This window comes from Streptomyces sp. NPDC087859 (assembly GCF_044742595.1).
Lineage (GTDB): Bacteria > Actinomycetota > Actinomycetes > Streptomycetales > Streptomycetaceae > Streptomyces > Streptomyces canus_F.
Window position 1 is genome coordinate 75,557 of sequence record NZ_JBIUUU010000004.1, and the last position, 14,003, is coordinate 89,559.

A 14,003-nucleotide genomic window follows, 5' to 3' on the forward strand; every position below is an offset into this window, starting at 1 on the left:
GCTCCCCCCGCCCCTTTACGCTCGACCCATGAGCGAGATCGGCCTGCGCGAACGCAAGAAGCAGCGGATGTACGAAACCCTCTCGGACACCGCCGTCCGCCTCTTCCTGGAGAAGGGCTACGACACCGTCTCCGTAGCCGAGATCGCCGCCGCAGCCGAGATCTCCAAGCCGACCCTCTTCCGGTACTTCCCGACCAAGGAAGACCTCGTCTTCCACCGCATCGCCGATCACGAGGACGAGGCCGCGCGGGTGGTGGCGGGCGCCCCGGACGTCGCGCCGCTCGTTTCGCTTCGGCGGGACTTCCTCGGTGGGATCGAGCGGTCGGATCCCATCACCGGGCTCAGTGATCACCCCGCCGTGCTCGCCTTCTACGACCTGCTCTACGGCACCCCCGCCCTCGTCGCCCGCATGTACGCCCACCTCGAACGCTCCGAGGAGGCCCTCGCCGAAGCCCTCGGCGGTGATCTCGACGCACGGCTCGCCGCCGGGCAGATCATCGCGGTGCGGCGGGTGCTGGCCCAGGAGAACTGGCGGCGGGTCACCGGCGGCGAGGACGCGGGTGTCGTGCGGGCGGATGCCGTTGCCGCCGCCGAGCGGGCCTTCGATCTGCTGGAGGCGGGGTTGCCGCACCTGGCGTGAGCGAGGCTCGGTAAAAAATTTAACTCGGTTACGTTATTTCGGTACGCTCGACCCCATGACGTCACCCGACCCAGGCCGACTCCAGCACGCCCTCCACCTCGAACGCACCCACCACGACACCTGCCGCGCCGCCCTCGCCGCCATGGTCGACGGTGCCCAGGAACAGGTCGTCACCGGCGAGGACGTCTCCGCCTCCGGTGCCGACGCCGAAGTGCTCGGGTACCGGCTGCGCAGCCGGGCCAAGGAGATGCGGGAGCTGCCCGAGGGGCCGTTGTTCTTCGGGCGGCTGGATTCGTCCGATGACCGGCAGACGCTGCACATCGGGCGGCTGCGGATCAGCGAGCACCCCGCCGCCCCACCCCTCGTCGTCGACTGGCGCGCTCCCGTCTCGCGCGCCTTCTACCAGGCCAGCGCACGCGACCCGCAGGGCGTCGCCGTGCGGCGGCGGTTCGGGTGGGCGCCGGGCAGCCGGGGGGACTCCGCCGACCTCACCGGACTGGAGGACGAGCATCTCGAAGAGGGTGAGGACCGGGTCGGGGACATCGTGCTGCGGGAGATCGAGCGGCCCCGCGTCGGGCCCATGCGGGACATCGCCGCGACCATCCAGCCCGAGCAGGACGATCTCGTACGAGGAGATCTGCGCGCCTCCGTGTGCGTGCAGGGCGCCCCGGGCACCGGCAAGACCGCCGTCGGGCTGCACCGGGCCGCGTATCTGCTCTACACCCACCCGCAGCGCATCCGCCGCGGCGGCATGCTGATCCTCGGCCCCAACCGCACCTTCCTGGCGTACATCTCCCAGGTGCTGCCCGCGCTCGGCGAGACCGGCGTACGGCAGGCCACCCTCCAGGAGGAGATCGCGCGGCATCCGGTCAGGGGTGAGGACGACGGGCGTACCGCCGCCGTCAAGCACGACGGGCGGATGGCGGAGGTGCTGCGCCGGGCACTGTACGCGCGGGTGTCCGCGGAGGTCGTGGAGGGGCTGGCGATTCCCGACGGGTCGTACCGGTGGCGGGTGCCGGCCGGTGAGCTGGTGCGGATCGTGGCGGGGGTGCGGGCCGAGGCGCCGCCGTACGGTGTCGGGCGGGAGCGGGTCCGGGCGCGGGTCGTGGCGTACGTCCGGGCGCAGGCCGAGCGGCGCGAGGGGCCGGTGCCGAACTCCTGGGTGCGCAGGATCGAGCGGGCGCGGGCGATCAGCGCGTACGTCGATGCCGTGTGGCCCCGTGTGCGGCCGGAGGAGGTCGTCGCCGAACTCCTCACGGACCCCGGGGTGTTGGAGCGGGCCGCGGACGGGGTGCTGGACGCCGACGAGCAGAAGGCGCTGCTGTGGGACAAGCCGCCGCGATCGTGGAAGTCGGCACGCTGGTCGGCCGCCGACCTCGTGCTCCTCGACGAGGCCGACGGGCTGATCGAACATCCCGAGGCATACGGCCATGTCGTGGTCGACGAGGCCCAGGACCTCTCCCCGATGGAGTGCCGGGCCATCGCCCGGCGGGCCTCCTTCGGGTCGCTGACCGTGCTGGGGGACCTGGCGCAGGGCACCACGCCGTGGGCGGCGCGGACCTGGTCCGACCAGCTCGCGCACCTCGGCCGCCCGGACGCCGCCGTCGTGCCGCTCACGACCGGTTTCCGGGTGCCCGAGGCCGTCGTAGGCCTGGCCAACCGGCTTCTGGAGCGGCTGGACGTCGACGTCCCGGCCTCGCGATCGCTGCGCGGAGACGGGGAGTTGCGGATCCGGGACGCCGGGGACGACGTGCCCGGCGCGGTCGTGGCCGCCGTGCGCGACGCGCTCCTGAGGGAGGGGTCGATCGGTGTCGTCGCCGCCGACGCGGACGTGCCCCGGGTGCGAGCGGCCCTCCACGCCGCGGGCCTCGACACCGCGGGCCCCGACGACCTGGGCGCCCGCGTGACCCTCGTACCGGCGACGCTGGTCAAGGGGCTCGAGTACGACCATGTCGTCGCCGTCGAGCCCGCGGCGATCGCCGAGGCGGAGGAGCGAGGGCTGCACCGGCTGTACGTGGTGCTCACGCGGGCGGTGTCGGGGCTGGAGGTGGTGCACGGACGGCCGCTGCCCCTGTGAAAGGGCCTCAGCCGCCCAGCAGAGGGATCAACTGCTCCTCCTCGTAGGTCAGATGGGTCTCCAGTTCGGCCGCGAGCCGTTCCACCTCCGCCTGGGCCGTGGCGGGCTCGGCCGCCGTCCACACCACCTGCTTCAGCTCCTCCACCAGCGCGGCGATCCGCTCGTGCTCCTCGCCCAGGCGGGCCAGCACGGGGGCGGCTTCGGGGTGCCGGCCGGCGAGGAAGGGGAACAGGCCCTGGTCCTCGCCGGTGTGGTGGTTGTGGATGCCCTGGCAGAAGGTGAGGCAGTTGACGCGGAGCTGGGCGCCGAGGGTCGAGCCGGTGTTCTTGCGCATCTCCTCACGGATCAGGGCGAGTTCGTGGCGGAAGTTGTCGTGGACGAGCTTGATGGCCTCGCCCATGGAGCCGGCCCGGATGTTCGGCGGACCGGGTGCCGCGTTCTCGTACAGGGCGACCACCGGGATCACCCGGTCGCCGGCCTTCTCCTGGTACGCCGCCCAGCCCGGCTCCGCCTCCACCGCCCGCGCGAACGACCGGTCGCGCTCCTCGCCCTCCAGGACGACGGCCCGGGCCTCGTAGATGAACGCGCCGCTCTCGACGGTCACTTGGGGGTTCGCGCGGAGATTGTGGTACCAGGCCGGGTGCCTGGGGGAGCCGCCCGCGGAGGCGATGACCAGGACGCGGTCGCCGCCGTCGGGGAGGTAGCCGAGGGGGGTGGTGTGCGGGGTGCCGGTGCGGGCGCCGGTGGTGGTCAGCAGGAGCAGCCGGGCACCCTCGAACATGCCGCCGACGCGGCCGTTGCCGGCCCGGAACTCGTCGATGATCGGCTGGTTGAAGTCGTTGGGCATTCTCTTCTTTCTCTTCGTCGCTGGTCTCTGGGAGGCAAGGGCGAAGAGAAGACGGCGGACCTCTGGCCCGCACCGGCCTCACTCGGAGGCCGGGTACCCAACTGTCGCGCGGCGCGTGGCCGCAAACCCGGCAGTCATGGGAGGGACGGTAGCCCCGCGGTCATGAACGGCGCCACCGAATATCGGTGCACGGGGGCGCGGGCGGTGCATGCTGGCTGCCGATGATTCTCTTTCTCGACATCGACGGGACGATCCTGCCGTTCGGGTCCTCGCGGCCGTATCCGGTGTACGGCGGTGCGGCGGCCGCCAGGCACCCTCTGCTGAGCCGTGTCGATCCCGGACTGGGGTCGCGGCTCACGGCGTTGGGCTGCGAGCTCGTATGGGCCACGACCTGGGCGACGGAGGACGCCAACGACCTCCTCGCCCCCTGGCTCGGGCTGCCCCCGCTGCCGGCCGTGGACTGGCCGGACCCGGCCGGCGAGGGGGATGGCGCCCTGCACTGGAAGACACTGCCCCTCCTCGACCGGGCGGCCGGGCGACCCTTCGTCTGGATCGACGACGAGATCGGTGCGGCGGACCGGGCACGGGCGGCGGATCACCCCGTACCGGCCCTGCTCCACCGCGTCGATCACCGGTACGGGATCACCGACGCGGACTTCACGGTCGTAGCGGACTGGCTGCGGTCCCGGCGGCCGTAGTGCACCGGATCAGCGGCGGCCCAGCAGCTCGGTCAGCCGTGTGATGCCGTCCGTGCCGTGGCCCAGACCGACGGCGCGGCGGGCCTGGCCCTCGGCGGCGCGCAGTACGGCCGAGTCGATGCCGTGTGCCTCGGCGGTGTGGACGATGTGGGCCATCGAGGAGACCGAGGAGGTCAGCGGGTTGCCCTCGCCGGAGTAGGTGCCCTCGTCGATGTCGTCCGCCCACTCGGCGAACAGCGGCGGCAGGATCGCGCCGATGCCCTGGGCGAAGGAAGCCAGTTCGCGGGCGGTGATGCCCTCGGCGCGGGCCAGCGCGAGGGCGTGGACATAGCCCGCGGTGGCCGTCCAGAAGATGTCGAGCAGGGCGATGTCGTGGGCGGCTGCCCGGCCGGGGTCCGCGCCGAGGTGGGTGTGGGTGCCGCCCAGCGCGTCCAGGGCGGGGCGGTGCTCGGCGTAGAGGTCCTCGGGGCCGCTGTGCAAGAACACCGCGTGGGGCGTGCCGATGGTCGTGATCGGCGTCATGATCGCGCCGTCCAGATAGCGGATGCCGTGCTCGGCGGCCCAGTCCGCGGCGCGGCGGGCGCGGTCGGGGGCGTCGCTGGAGAAGTTGACGACGGTACGGCCCTTGAGGGCGTCGGTGACGGATTCCGTACGCAGGAAGGTGTCGGCGGCGTCGTAGTTGACCACGCAGACGACCGTCAGCGGGCTCGCGGCGACCGCTTCGGCGGCCGAGGGGGCGCTGATCGCCCCGCGCTCTTTGAGGTCGAGGTCCCGGCCCGGGGTGCGGTTCCAGACCGTGGTCCGCAGACCGGCGTCCAGGAAGGCACCGGCCAGCGCGCGGCCCATCGGGCCCAGGCCGAGGACGGTGACGGAAGAGGACTCGGGCATGCTGCAACTCCCTTGGGAACAGTGGCCCTTGGCAGGCCGTTACGAATGATGACGAAGGGGGCGGAGATGGGCTGCGCGCGGGTCCTGGACATGAACACCTGCGGAGTGACCGCCGCGATCGCGGTGATCGACGGCAAGTGGAAGACCTCGCTGCTGTGGCTGCTGGAGGCCGGTCCGCAACGGCCCGGTGAGCTGCGCAGGCAACTGCCCGGCCTCAGCGAGAAAGTGCTGACGCAGGCGCTGCGCTCGATGGAGACGGACGGTCTTGTGCACCGGGAGGTGCACGACGTCCTGCCGCTCAAGACGGTCTACTCACTGACCGCCTTCGGCCGTGAACTCTCCGAGCTGCTGGCCCCGTTGTCCGACTGGGGCCACCGCCACATGGAGAAGCAGGCCGCTTCCTGATCGCTCCCGGTTCCCGATCCCGGCTTCCGATCCCCTTTCCTTCGCCGGCCCTTCGTGACCAGCTTCCGATCCACCCGGTCCCGCTGCCAAGTACCCACTTTTTTGTGGGTACTTGGTCAGCTCTTCCGGTCTGCCTCCCGAGCCGCACGCTCCAGCCGTTCCCGGTAGGCCTCCCACCAGGCCGGGTCCTGCGAGGCCATGCTGTCGTTGCCCTGGTTCATCCCGACGGCACCGTCCAGGAGCTCCCGGAGGATGTCGGCGTGCCCGGCGTGCCGCTGCGTGTCGGCGATCACGCGGACCATCGCGTGATGCAGCGTGACCTCGTCCTTGCCGTTCGGCCACCACGGCACCCTGCCGACGGTGTCCAGGGCGAGCGCGTCGAGCGTCGCGTCCGCGTGCGCCCATGCCCGGCGGTACAGGCCCACGATGTCCTCGCGCGACTCGTCGGCGGTGGCCCACATGTCGCCGTTGCTCTCGGCGGCGGTGTCGAGCCAGGGGAGCCGCTCCCCGGACGGGCGCCCGAAGGTGTCGCCCAGATACCCCAACTCCACGCCGGCCGCGTGCTTCACCAGCCCCAGGAGGTTGGTTCCGGTCGGTGTCAGGGGGCGGCGGACGCTGTACTCGGAGAGCCCGTCGAGCTTCCAGAGGAGGGCGTCGCGGGCCGACTGGAGGTAGAAGCGGAGGACGTCCTTGGGATCCGTTTCGGTCATGTGTGCCAGTCTGTGACGCGGGCGATCTTCGCGCACCGCTTTTCGCACGGACGGTCAGGAGGACGGCCGTCCCGGGCGCTCAACCGCGGGCGCCGGTGACCCCCGATGCGTCCATGTAGTCGCGCGCCCGCGTGATCAGTCCGTCGTGGACGTGGAGTATCAGCAGGCCGGGGACGGTGAAGACGGTGCGCCGGGGCGGCACCGACAGTACTGACCCCGCCACGACATGCTCGGCGACGATCACTCCGGGTTCGGTGGTCTCGTAGGCCGCGACCTTCCTGATCTCGTCCACCCGGGCGGGACTTGCGCCCCAGGCCACCTGGTACCCCGCACGTACGGCCTCACGACCGTCGTAGCGAGGCGGGAAGCCGGGGACGGCGAACGGGAACTCGTGCACCGCGTCCACGGCGTACAGGTCGGCGAGGTCGTCCGCGGACTTGTCGACCATGGCCCGGTAGTAGCGGGCCAGTACCTCGCGTGGGGAGCGGAGGACGGGGAGCTGCGGTTCGGACATGGTGACCACCCCGGTCGTACGGTCTTTCACTCAACAAGCGTTGACCCAATCACCGTAAGGACGACGGGGTGATTCGGTCAACGTCTGTAGAGTGAATTGATGCCTACGTCCCCCTCCTCGCCCCATCGGTCCCGCGCCGACCGCCGTCGGGCCACCGAGGCGCGCATCCTCGACAGCGCCCGGGAGCTGTTCGCGGAGAAGGGCTTCGACCGCACCACCATCCGTGCCGTGGCGGCCTCGGCGGGTGTGGACCCGGCCCTGGTCATGCAGTACTTCGGTTCGAAGCGCGAGCTGTTCTCGCAGGCGGTGCAGGCGCTCCCCGTGTCACCGGCACCCGCCGACACCGACGCGCTCGTCGATCAGCTCATCGCCACGCTCGGCCTCAAACTCGGCGGTCTGCCCGAGGGCACGCTGGCGATGATGCGCTCCATGCTCACCGACCCGGCCGCGGCCGACCACGCCCGCGCCGCCCTCGCCCGGCAGATCGACGGGGTCGCCGCCACCCTGCCGACGGCCGAGGACCCCGAACTGCGCGCCGCCCTGATCGTGACCACCCTCCTGGGCGTCACCGTCGGGCACCAGCTCCTCGCCCTGCCCGCCCTCCATGACGCCCCGCCCGATCGCGTCGCGGCACTTCTGCGGCCGGCGATCAAGGCGCTGACGGGGCAGACGGGGCAGACGGGCTGACGTCGGTGAGTGACGCGAGCTGATCGCCCCGCACATGCGGGCGGGCCGTGTCGTCTCAGGACGGGGCGAGGACGCAGAACTCGTGCCCCTCCGGGTCGGTCAGGCACGTCCACGGCACATCGCCCTGGCCGAGGTCGAGGTCGACGGCGCCGAGGGCCCGCAGCCGGGTCACCTCCGCCTCCTTGTCGTCGCCGGGGTAGGGCAGCAGGTCGAGATGGATACGGTCCGGCACGGTCTTCACGTCGGGCGTGCGGAGGAACTCGAGATACGGGCCGACACCCTTGGGGGAGCGGAACAGCGCATGGTCGTCGGTCACCTCGTGCAGCGGCCAGTCCACCGCCTGGCCCCAGAACCGGGCCATGGCCCGCGGATCCGCGCAGTCGACGACCATCACGGCGATCGGCCCGGTGTCCCGGTGGATCTCCCGGGGCTCCAGCACACAGAACTCGTTGCCCTCCGGGTCGGCGAGGACCGTGAACGGCACGTCGTCGCCCTGGCCCACGTCGACGGGGGTCGCACCGAGAGCCTTCAGGCGCGCGACCAACTCCGCCTGATGGGCCGCGGAGGTGGTGGCGAGGTCGAGGTGCACACGGTTCTTCGTCGCCGTCTTGGGTTCGGGAACCGGCACGACGTCGATGCCGACGGCGACGGGGTCCGGCCAGACGAGTTCGGCTGAGGGGCCGACGTAGGTGGTCACACCGGGTCGGAAAAGGTTCCAGCCGAGCGCCTGGGCCCAGAACCGGCCGACCGCCGAGCCGTCGACAGCCTTGATGTTCAGCTGAACAGGTCGCAGTGCCATGCGGACGATCCTATGCACCCACTACGCCGGATCAGTGGCGTGGAGCACTTTTGCAAGCGCCTGCTTGCAATAGTTAGCAACGGTGAGGCACAGTGGAGTCATGGCATCGCTCAACGTCGGCAATCTCGGTGAGTACCTGCGCGAGCAGCGGCGAAACGCCCAGCTCTCGCTCAGGCAGCTCGCCGACGCCGCCGGGGTGTCCAATCCGTATCTGAGCCAGATCGAGCGCGGGCTGCGCAAGCCGAGCGCGGAGGTGCTGCAGCAGGTCGCCAAGGCGCTGCGGATCTCCGCCGAGACGCTGTACGTCCGCGCCGGCATCCTCGACGCCGAGCGCGACCGGGACGAGGTGGAGACGCGTGCCGTCATCATCGCCGACCCCACGCTCAACGAGCGGCAGAAGCAGGTGCTGCTCCAGATCTACGAGTCCTTCCGCAAGGAGAACGGATTCGGGACCGACACCGAGGAGACCGGCTCGCAGGGGGCACCCGCTCCCGAGGCGGAGGCCACCACGGTCGACGTACCGGCAGACATCCCGGGCGAAGAAGCCCGGGGCGGCACTGCCAAGCGCCGTACCCGCAAGAAGAGCACGGCCCCCCGCGCGACCGACGGCAGCGACGCCGGCCCGCAGCAGACGGCCAGTTGAGACACCGGCTGACCGAGCGCGGAACCAAAACCCTCAAACGAAAGCGATCCGGGAGGACCATCACCATGGCCATCACCGACGACATCCGCAAGGCCGTTTCGGACCCCACCCCGCTCTACTTCCTCGCCGGCGCCGGTGACCTCGCCCTCCAGGAGGCCAAGAAGGTGCCCGGCATCGTCGAGCAGCTGCGCGCCGAGGCCCCGGCCCGTATCGAGGCCGTGCGCGGCACCGACCCGAAGGCCGTGCAGGAGAAGGCCGCCGCCCGTGCCAAGGAGGCCGGCGTCAAGGCCAAGGAGGCGCAGGAGTCCCTCCAGACCAAGGTCGGCGAGTTCATCGCGACCCTGGACGGCGACCTCAAGAAGCTCGGCACCACCATCGACGCCGACCTGAAGAAGTTCGGCGAGAGCGCCCAGGACTTCGCCCTGCGTGGCGTCGGTGTCGCCGCCGAGTACGCCGTGAAGGCCCGCGAGACCTACGAGAAGGTCGCCGAGCACGGCGAGCAGGCCGTGAAGACCTGGCGTGGCGAGGCCGCCGAGGAGATCGAGGAGCTGGCCGTGGCCGTCGAGCCCAAGGCCGAGCCCGTCGAGGTCAAGGAAGAGCCGAAGCCCGCCGAGGCCCAGGCCGCCGCGGCCGCTCCGGCGAAGAAGACCACCGCCAAGAAGGCCACCCCGGCGAAGAAGACCACCGCCAAGAAGACGACCCCGCCCGCGAAGTAGGCGAGGCGGCCGGTACCGGTACGACGGGCCGGGCACCCCTGGGGTGCCCGGCCCGTTCTACGGGTACGGTGACCGCGTAACGACGATCCGAGTCAGGTGGTGGGCGTTGTGCTGATGCAGGGATTCGCGGGGTTGATGTGGATTCTCTATCTCGCGATGTTGGGATTCGCGGTGGTGGCCTTCGTGATGGCCGCCCTGTTCCGTGAGGACGCGTACCGCGCGGCCAGCAAGAACAACAAGGGTTTCTGGCTGATCATCCTCGGCGTCGCGGTCGCGGTGAACCTCCTGGTGCCGATGCTCTTCCTGCAACTCGCGGGCCTGGTCGCCTCGATCGTCTTCTTCGTCGACGTACGCCCGGCGCTCCGCCAGGTGTCGGGCGGCGGAGGCAGGGGCCGCGGAGGCAGCAGCAGCGACGGCCCGTACGGCCCCTGGAACGGCGGCAGGTAGAACGCGCCGTCAGCGGCGACTGACCCAGGGGCGCGGGGAACTGCGCGACCAGCCACAACGGACGCGCACCCGGCAAATGACAGGCACCCGCAACGGCGGGCCCCCGCCCGAAATCACCCGGTCCGATCCAGCAGCAGCACAGCGACGTCATCCGTCAGCTCGCCACCGTTCAACTCCCGCACCTCGCTGACGGCCGCCCGCAGCAACGCTTCCCCCTGCAGCCCTTCGGACAGCTGCCGGCGGACCATCTCCACCATGCCGTCCTGGCCGAGCCGCTCCTTGCCGACCCCGATCCGCCCCTCGATCAGCCCGTCGGTGTAGAGCATCAGACTCCACTCCCGCCCCAGCTCCACCTGCATCCGCGGCCACCGGGCACCGGGCAGCAGCCCGAGCGCCGGCCCGTTGTTGTCGTACGGCAGCAGCCGTGCCGGCCGCCCCGGCCGTGCGACCAGCGGTGCCGGATGCCCCGCGAGGCACAGCCCCGCCCGACGCCCGTCCGGTGCGATGTCCACCGTGCACAGCGTCGCGAAGATCTCGTCGTCGGACCGCTCGTGCTCGAGGACCTGCTGCAACGTGCCGAGCAGTTCGTCCCCGCACAGCCCCGCCAGGGTCAGCGCTCGCCACGCGATCCGCAGCTCCACGCCGAGCGCCGCCTCGTCGGGCCCGTGCCCGCAGACGTCGCCGATCATGGCGTGCACCGTGCCGTCGGGAGTGCGGACGACGTCGTAGAAGTCACCGCCGAGGAGCGCACGTGAACGCCCCGGCCGGTAGCGCGCGGCGAACCGCAGCGAGGAGCCCTCCAGCAGCGGTGTGGGCAGCAGCCCCCGCTCCAGGCGGCGGTTCTCCTGCGCCCGCAGCCGGCCCTCGGCGAGCCTCCGCTCGGCCGTGTCGGAACGTTTCCTCTCGACGGCGTAGCGGATCGCCCGGCTCAGCAGCCGGCTGTCCAGTTCATCCCGGAAGAGGTAGTCCTGGGCGCCCACGCGGACGGCCTCCGTGCCGCGCTCGGCGTCGCCGGAGGTGGTGAGGGCGAGCACGGCGTGCCGGGGTGCGAGCTCCAGTACGTGCTTGAGCACGGCGAGCTCGTCGTCACCGCCGCGCACGGGGGCGCGCAGCGCGAGGTCCAGCAGGATGCAGTGGACGTCGTCGGTGAGCAGCCGCTCGGCCTCGGTGAGGTTGCGGGCGGTGCGGACGCGGATGGGGTTGCCGGCGGCGTCGAGGAGCTCCGGCACGAGCGTCGAGCCACCGGGATCGTCCTCGATCACCAGCAGCGTCAGATGAGTCGTGCCGTTGTGCTTCTCGATCGTGCCGTCCGTGCGCGGGGCCTCTTCCCTTGAAGGGCCGCCACGTGCGGTTGCGGCCGGCGCCTGACCACTTTCCACGGCCGGGATCGCTCTCTGCCGCGGTACGGGTACGGGCATCGTCTTGGGTCCTTCCCTCCCCCCGAGGGCATGGCGGGGCGAGGGACCTCGACCCACCGACGGGGACCATAGCGGTACTCGGCGCCGCAACGGAATGGTGTACGGCACCCGGCTCGGCAGGCGGCCGCTGTCATATGCCGCGTTCCGTACCGCAGTTGGACACCCCGCCCGAGGTGCGGGAATGACGAACGTCACGTCCGCGCCGGGTTTGGGAGCCAGTCGGCGTGCGGTGCGTCACGTGACCCCGATCTCAGGTGCCCGCGACCTCAAATGCCTATATGTCAGGCGTCCGGCCGCACGACCGCCAGGATCGGCATGGATCCCGCCCCGGCGACGGTCACCGTCCGCCCGGGCCGCGGGGCGTGGATGATGGCGCCGTCGCCTATGTACATCGCGACATGGCTGGCATCGGCGTTGTAGATGATGAGGTCGCCGGGCCGCATGTCCGCGACGTCCACGTGCTTCAGCTGCTTCCACTGCTGCTGCGAGGTCCGCGGAATGGCCTGCCCGGCACTGGCCCAGGCCTGCGAGGTCAGGCCCGAGCAGTCGTACGACCCCGGACCCTCGGCACCCCATTCGTAGGGCTTGCCTATCTGGGCGCTCGCGTACTCCACGGCCTTCTTGCCCTGGGTGGACGCCTTGCCGTTGATCTCGTCGAGGATCCCGGAGTCCAGCCAGGCGGTCTGCGCCTGGTAGGCGGCCTGCTGCTCCAGCCGGGCGAGGCGCTCCTTCTCCTCTTTCTCCAGCTGGGACTCGAGCTCCTCGGCCGCCGCGATCTGCTTCTTGACCTTCTTCTTGGCGGCGGCCTTCGTCTTCCGGTTGGCCTCGAGCTTGTTCCACTGGGCGGAGGCGTCCCTGGCGTACTGCTCCAAGTCCTCCTGGGTGCGGGTCATTTCCGCGATGAGACCCTTGGTGGCGCGCTGGCCCTGCAGAATCCGGCCCGCTCCGTTGAGGAACTGCTGCGGATCGTCGCTGAGCATCAGCTGTGCCTCGTCGGGCAGTCCGCCGGTGCGGTACTGGGCGGCGGCCGCATCGCCCGCGCGCTTCTCCAACTCCGCCAGCTTCTCCTTGCCCTTGACGATCTTCTTCGCCAGCGCCACGATCGCGGCCGACTGCTGGTCGGCGGCTTCCTCGGCGGCGTTGTACTCGTCCGTGGCGACGGCGGCGTCGTGATAGAGGTCGTCCAGCTGCTGGCGTACGGCCTCGAGGTCCTTGTTGGTCCCGGCGGTGGCGGATGCCGAAGGCGTGGGGCTGGGACTGGGGCTCGGGCTGGCGAACGCCGTGCCCGGTGCCGCGAGCACCGTGACCGCACAGACCACGGTCACAGCAGCCGTCACCAGCCCGCGCTTGCCCGCACCCATACCCCAGCCCCCCACCTGATTTACCGTCAGTAACTTACGGACGCCCGGGGATCGTGCCATGTCGTGACAGAAAACGACAGAGGCAGTACGACGTCCATCCCCCTGATCCACCCGCCCCATGACGATCTCCCCGCCTTTGTGACGAACGACTCACGGAGATCGTTCCCCGCAGGTCAGGCGGGCGAGTGAGGTTCACCCGCGCGGGGCCAACGCCCCCCACGACACGGTGACTTCCCCCTGGCGCCACCGCACCGGCCCATCGGTCACGGGCCAGTCGGCGGTCAGATCCCGCACCGCCCGGATCCAGCGCTGCCGGGCGCCGTACGAGGCGTAGGGCGCGGCGGCGGCCCAGGCGCGGTCGAAGTCGCGGAGGAAGGCGTGCACGGGCTCACCCGGGACGTTGCGGTGGATGAGGGCTTTCGGCAGCCGCTCGGCGAGGTCGGACGGCCGCTCCAGGGAGCCCAGCCGGGTCGCGAAGGTGACCGTCCGCGGCCCCTCCGGTCCGAGCGCGACCCACACATGCCGCCGCCCGATCTCGTCACACGTCCCCTCGATGAGCAGCCCGCCCGGCGCGAGCCGCGCACACAGCCGCGCCCACACCTCGGCGACCTCGCCCTCCTCGTACTGCCGCAGCACATTGGCGGCCCGGATGAGCGTCGGCCGCGACCGGACCGGAACCTCGAACCCGCCGTGCCGGAACTCGAGCCCCTCCCGCTCGTACGGCTTCGCGGCCGCGACCCGGGCGGGCTCGATCTCCACCCCTACGACACGCGCGCGTGGCGCGACGGTTCGGAGCCGCCGCAACAGCTCGACGGCGGTCCAGGGGGCTGCCCCGTACCCGAGATCGATGGCGAGGGGGTCGTCGGCCCGCCGCAGTTCCGGCCCGTGGGCCGCGGTGATCCAGCGGTCCATGCGGCGCAGCCGGTTGGGGTTGGTGGTCCCGCGCGTCACTGTGCCCACGGGGCGGGTGGTGGAGCGGGATGTCATGCCTACGAGGGTATGCGCGCCGAAAAGACCCTCCTGACGCACCCACGCCCCGAACAGTTGAGCGACCCCCGGTAATGCCTCAGCAAAATTCACCGCGCCCGGAATGGGAACCCGTTCCTCCGATGTTGCACCCCCGTGGAGGGCTCCCCACACCCTCCGTCAGGCA

Annotated in this window: 16 protein-coding genes; 8 read left to right on the top strand and 8 right to left on the bottom strand. The window is 71.2% G+C overall.

All coding sequences use genetic code 11. The features are described 5' to 3' along the window. Positions 1-28 precede the first annotated feature (28 nt). The gene (locus tag ACIOHP_RS10455; protein WP_401885451.1) at positions 29-640 is read left to right on the top strand and encodes a TetR/AcrR family transcriptional regulator; all 612 of its coding nucleotides are present in this window, start codon (positions 29-31) and stop codon (positions 638-640) included. A 55-nt stretch (positions 641-695) separates the two neighbouring features. Next, positions 696-2,717 (top strand): HelD family protein, encoded by a 2,022-nt coding sequence (locus ACIOHP_RS10460; protein WP_401885454.1) that lies wholly within the window; start codon positions 696-698, stop codon positions 2,715-2,717. Positions 2,718-2,724: 7 nt separating this feature from the next. On the opposite strand, the gene ACIOHP_RS10465 is transcribed toward ACIOHP_RS10460, so the two are convergent. Further along, the gene (locus ACIOHP_RS10465) at positions 2,725-3,564 is read right to left on the bottom strand and encodes a nitroreductase/quinone reductase family protein (RefSeq protein WP_401885457.1); all 840 of its coding nucleotides are present in this window, start codon (positions 3,562-3,564) and stop codon (positions 2,725-2,727) included. 221 nt (positions 3,565-3,785) lie between these two features. Between ACIOHP_RS10465 and ACIOHP_RS10470 the strand changes: the two genes are divergently transcribed. After that, the gene (locus tag ACIOHP_RS10470; protein ID WP_401885459.1) at positions 3,786-4,262 is read left to right on the top strand and encodes an HAD domain-containing protein; all 477 of its coding nucleotides are present in this window, start codon (positions 3,786-3,788) and stop codon (positions 4,260-4,262) included. A 9-nt stretch (positions 4,263-4,271) separates the two neighbouring features. Here ACIOHP_RS10470 and ACIOHP_RS10475 read toward each other — a convergent pair whose 3' ends face one another. Continuing rightward, positions 4,272-5,150: an NAD(P)-dependent oxidoreductase gene (locus ACIOHP_RS10475; protein WP_401885461.1), complete on the bottom strand. Its 879-nt coding sequence runs from the start codon at positions 5,148-5,150 to the stop codon at positions 4,272-4,274. Positions 5,151-5,198: 48 nt separating this feature from the next. Between ACIOHP_RS10475 and ACIOHP_RS10480 the strand changes: the two genes are divergently transcribed. After that, complete coding sequence (locus ACIOHP_RS10480) at positions 5,199-5,555, top strand: helix-turn-helix domain-containing protein (protein WP_361553660.1); 357 nt, start codon at positions 5,199-5,201, stop codon at positions 5,553-5,555. 116 nt (positions 5,556-5,671) lie between these two features. Here the strand turns inward: ACIOHP_RS10480 and ACIOHP_RS10485 are convergent, their stop codons facing one another. Both ACIOHP_RS10485 and ACIOHP_RS10490 read right to left on the bottom strand, forming a co-directional pair. After that, positions 5,672-6,265: a DinB family protein gene (locus ACIOHP_RS10485; protein WP_361553454.1), complete on the bottom strand. Its 594-nt coding sequence runs from the start codon at positions 6,263-6,265 to the stop codon at positions 5,672-5,674. 79 nt (positions 6,266-6,344) lie between these two features. Then, positions 6,345-6,779, bottom strand: a complete 435-nt coding sequence (locus ACIOHP_RS10490) for a nuclear transport factor 2 family protein (RefSeq protein WP_401885465.1) — start codon at positions 6,777-6,779, stop codon at positions 6,345-6,347. A gap of 99 nt (positions 6,780-6,878) precedes the next feature. Between ACIOHP_RS10490 and ACIOHP_RS10495 the strand changes: the two genes are divergently transcribed. Then, positions 6,879-7,466: a TetR/AcrR family transcriptional regulator gene (locus ACIOHP_RS10495; RefSeq protein WP_401885468.1), complete on the top strand. Its 588-nt coding sequence runs from the start codon at positions 6,879-6,881 to the stop codon at positions 7,464-7,466. A 55-nt stretch (positions 7,467-7,521) separates the two neighbouring features. On the opposite strand, the gene ACIOHP_RS10500 is transcribed toward ACIOHP_RS10495, so the two are convergent. Next, complete coding sequence (locus ACIOHP_RS10500) at positions 7,522-8,265, bottom strand: VOC family protein (RefSeq protein WP_401885471.1); 744 nt, start codon at positions 8,263-8,265, stop codon at positions 7,522-7,524. Between the two features lie 100 nt (positions 8,266-8,365). Between ACIOHP_RS10500 and ACIOHP_RS10505 the strand changes: the two genes are divergently transcribed. The 3 genes from ACIOHP_RS10505 to ACIOHP_RS10515 all read left to right on the top strand — a co-directional run bounded on the left by ACIOHP_RS10505 (position 8,366) and on the right by ACIOHP_RS10515 (position 10,071). After that, complete coding sequence (locus ACIOHP_RS10505; RefSeq protein ID WP_361484732.1) at positions 8,366-8,908, top strand: helix-turn-helix transcriptional regulator; 543 nt, start codon at positions 8,366-8,368, stop codon at positions 8,906-8,908. Positions 8,909-8,973: 65 nt separating this feature from the next. Continuing rightward, positions 8,974-9,624: a hypothetical protein gene (locus ACIOHP_RS10510; protein WP_401885474.1), complete on the top strand. Its 651-nt coding sequence runs from the start codon at positions 8,974-8,976 to the stop codon at positions 9,622-9,624. A gap of 114 nt (positions 9,625-9,738) precedes the next feature. Beyond that, positions 9,739-10,071: a DUF2516 family protein gene (locus tag ACIOHP_RS10515; RefSeq protein ID WP_373463970.1), complete on the top strand. Its 333-nt coding sequence runs from the start codon at positions 9,739-9,741 to the stop codon at positions 10,069-10,071. A 113-nt stretch (positions 10,072-10,184) separates the two neighbouring features. On the opposite strand, the gene ACIOHP_RS10520 is transcribed toward ACIOHP_RS10515, so the two are convergent. From ACIOHP_RS10520 to ACIOHP_RS10530, 3 genes are all read right to left on the bottom strand, one after another. Then, a complete protein-coding gene (locus ACIOHP_RS10520) occupies positions 10,185-11,489 on the bottom strand; it encodes a PP2C family protein-serine/threonine phosphatase (RefSeq protein WP_401885477.1) in 1,305 nt (434 codons plus the stop codon). Between the two features lie 281 nt (positions 11,490-11,770). Further along, positions 11,771-12,850, bottom strand: coding sequence for an NlpC/P60 family protein (locus ACIOHP_RS10525; RefSeq protein WP_401885483.1), 1,080 nt, complete (start codon positions 12,848-12,850; stop codon positions 11,771-11,773). A 192-nt stretch (positions 12,851-13,042) separates the two neighbouring features. After that, positions 13,043-13,837 carry a class I SAM-dependent methyltransferase gene (locus ACIOHP_RS10530; protein WP_401885487.1) on the bottom strand — a complete coding sequence of 265 codons (795 nt, stop codon included), beginning with the start codon at positions 13,835-13,837 and terminating at the stop codon, positions 13,043-13,045. Positions 13,838-14,003: the final 166 nt, after the last annotated feature.

Excerpts from the sequence above, each read along its gene's own strand:
- ACIOHP_RS10480 (WP_361553660.1), top strand. The coding sequence starts at position 5,199 with ATGACGAAGGGGGCGGAGATGGGCTGCGCGCGGGTCCTGGACATGAAC.
- ACIOHP_RS10470 (WP_401885459.1), top strand. The coding sequence starts at position 3,786 with ATGATTCTCTTTCTCGACATCGACGGGACGATCCTGCCGTTCGGGTCC.
- ACIOHP_RS10490 (WP_401885465.1), bottom strand. The coding sequence starts at position 6,779 with ATGTCCGAACCGCAGCTCCCCGTCCTCCGCTCCCCACGCGAGGTACTG.
- ACIOHP_RS10525 (WP_401885483.1), bottom strand. The coding sequence starts at position 12,850 with ATGGGTGCGGGCAAGCGCGGGCTGGTGACGGCTGCTGTGACCGTGGTC.
- ACIOHP_RS10500 (WP_401885471.1), bottom strand. The coding sequence starts at position 8,265 with ATGGCACTGCGACCTGTTCAGCTGAACATCAAGGCTGTCGACGGCTCG.
- ACIOHP_RS10460 (WP_401885454.1), top strand. The coding sequence starts at position 696 with ATGACGTCACCCGACCCAGGCCGACTCCAGCACGCCCTCCACCTCGAA.
- ACIOHP_RS10505 (WP_361484732.1), top strand. The coding sequence starts at position 8,366 with ATGGCATCGCTCAACGTCGGCAATCTCGGTGAGTACCTGCGCGAGCAG.
- ACIOHP_RS10510 (WP_401885474.1), top strand. The coding sequence starts at position 8,974 with ATGGCCATCACCGACGACATCCGCAAGGCCGTTTCGGACCCCACCCCG.
- ACIOHP_RS10520 (WP_401885477.1), bottom strand. The coding sequence starts at position 11,489 with ATGCCCGTACCCGTACCGCGGCAGAGAGCGATCCCGGCCGTGGAAAGT.
- ACIOHP_RS10465 (WP_401885457.1), bottom strand. The coding sequence starts at position 3,564 with ATGCCCAACGACTTCAACCAGCCGATCATCGACGAGTTCCGGGCCGGC.
- ACIOHP_RS10515 (WP_373463970.1), top strand. The coding sequence starts at position 9,739 with ATGCAGGGATTCGCGGGGTTGATGTGGATTCTCTATCTCGCGATGTTG.
- ACIOHP_RS10495 (WP_401885468.1), top strand. The coding sequence starts at position 6,879 with ATGCCTACGTCCCCCTCCTCGCCCCATCGGTCCCGCGCCGACCGCCGT.
- ACIOHP_RS10475 (WP_401885461.1), bottom strand. The coding sequence starts at position 5,150 with ATGCCCGAGTCCTCTTCCGTCACCGTCCTCGGCCTGGGCCCGATGGGC.
- ACIOHP_RS10530 (WP_401885487.1), bottom strand. The coding sequence starts at position 13,837 with ATGACATCCCGCTCCACCACCCGCCCCGTGGGCACAGTGACGCGCGGG.
- ACIOHP_RS10455 (WP_401885451.1), top strand. The coding sequence starts at position 29 with ATGAGCGAGATCGGCCTGCGCGAACGCAAGAAGCAGCGGATGTACGAA.
- ACIOHP_RS10485 (WP_361553454.1), bottom strand. The coding sequence starts at position 6,265 with ATGACCGAAACGGATCCCAAGGACGTCCTCCGCTTCTACCTCCAGTCG.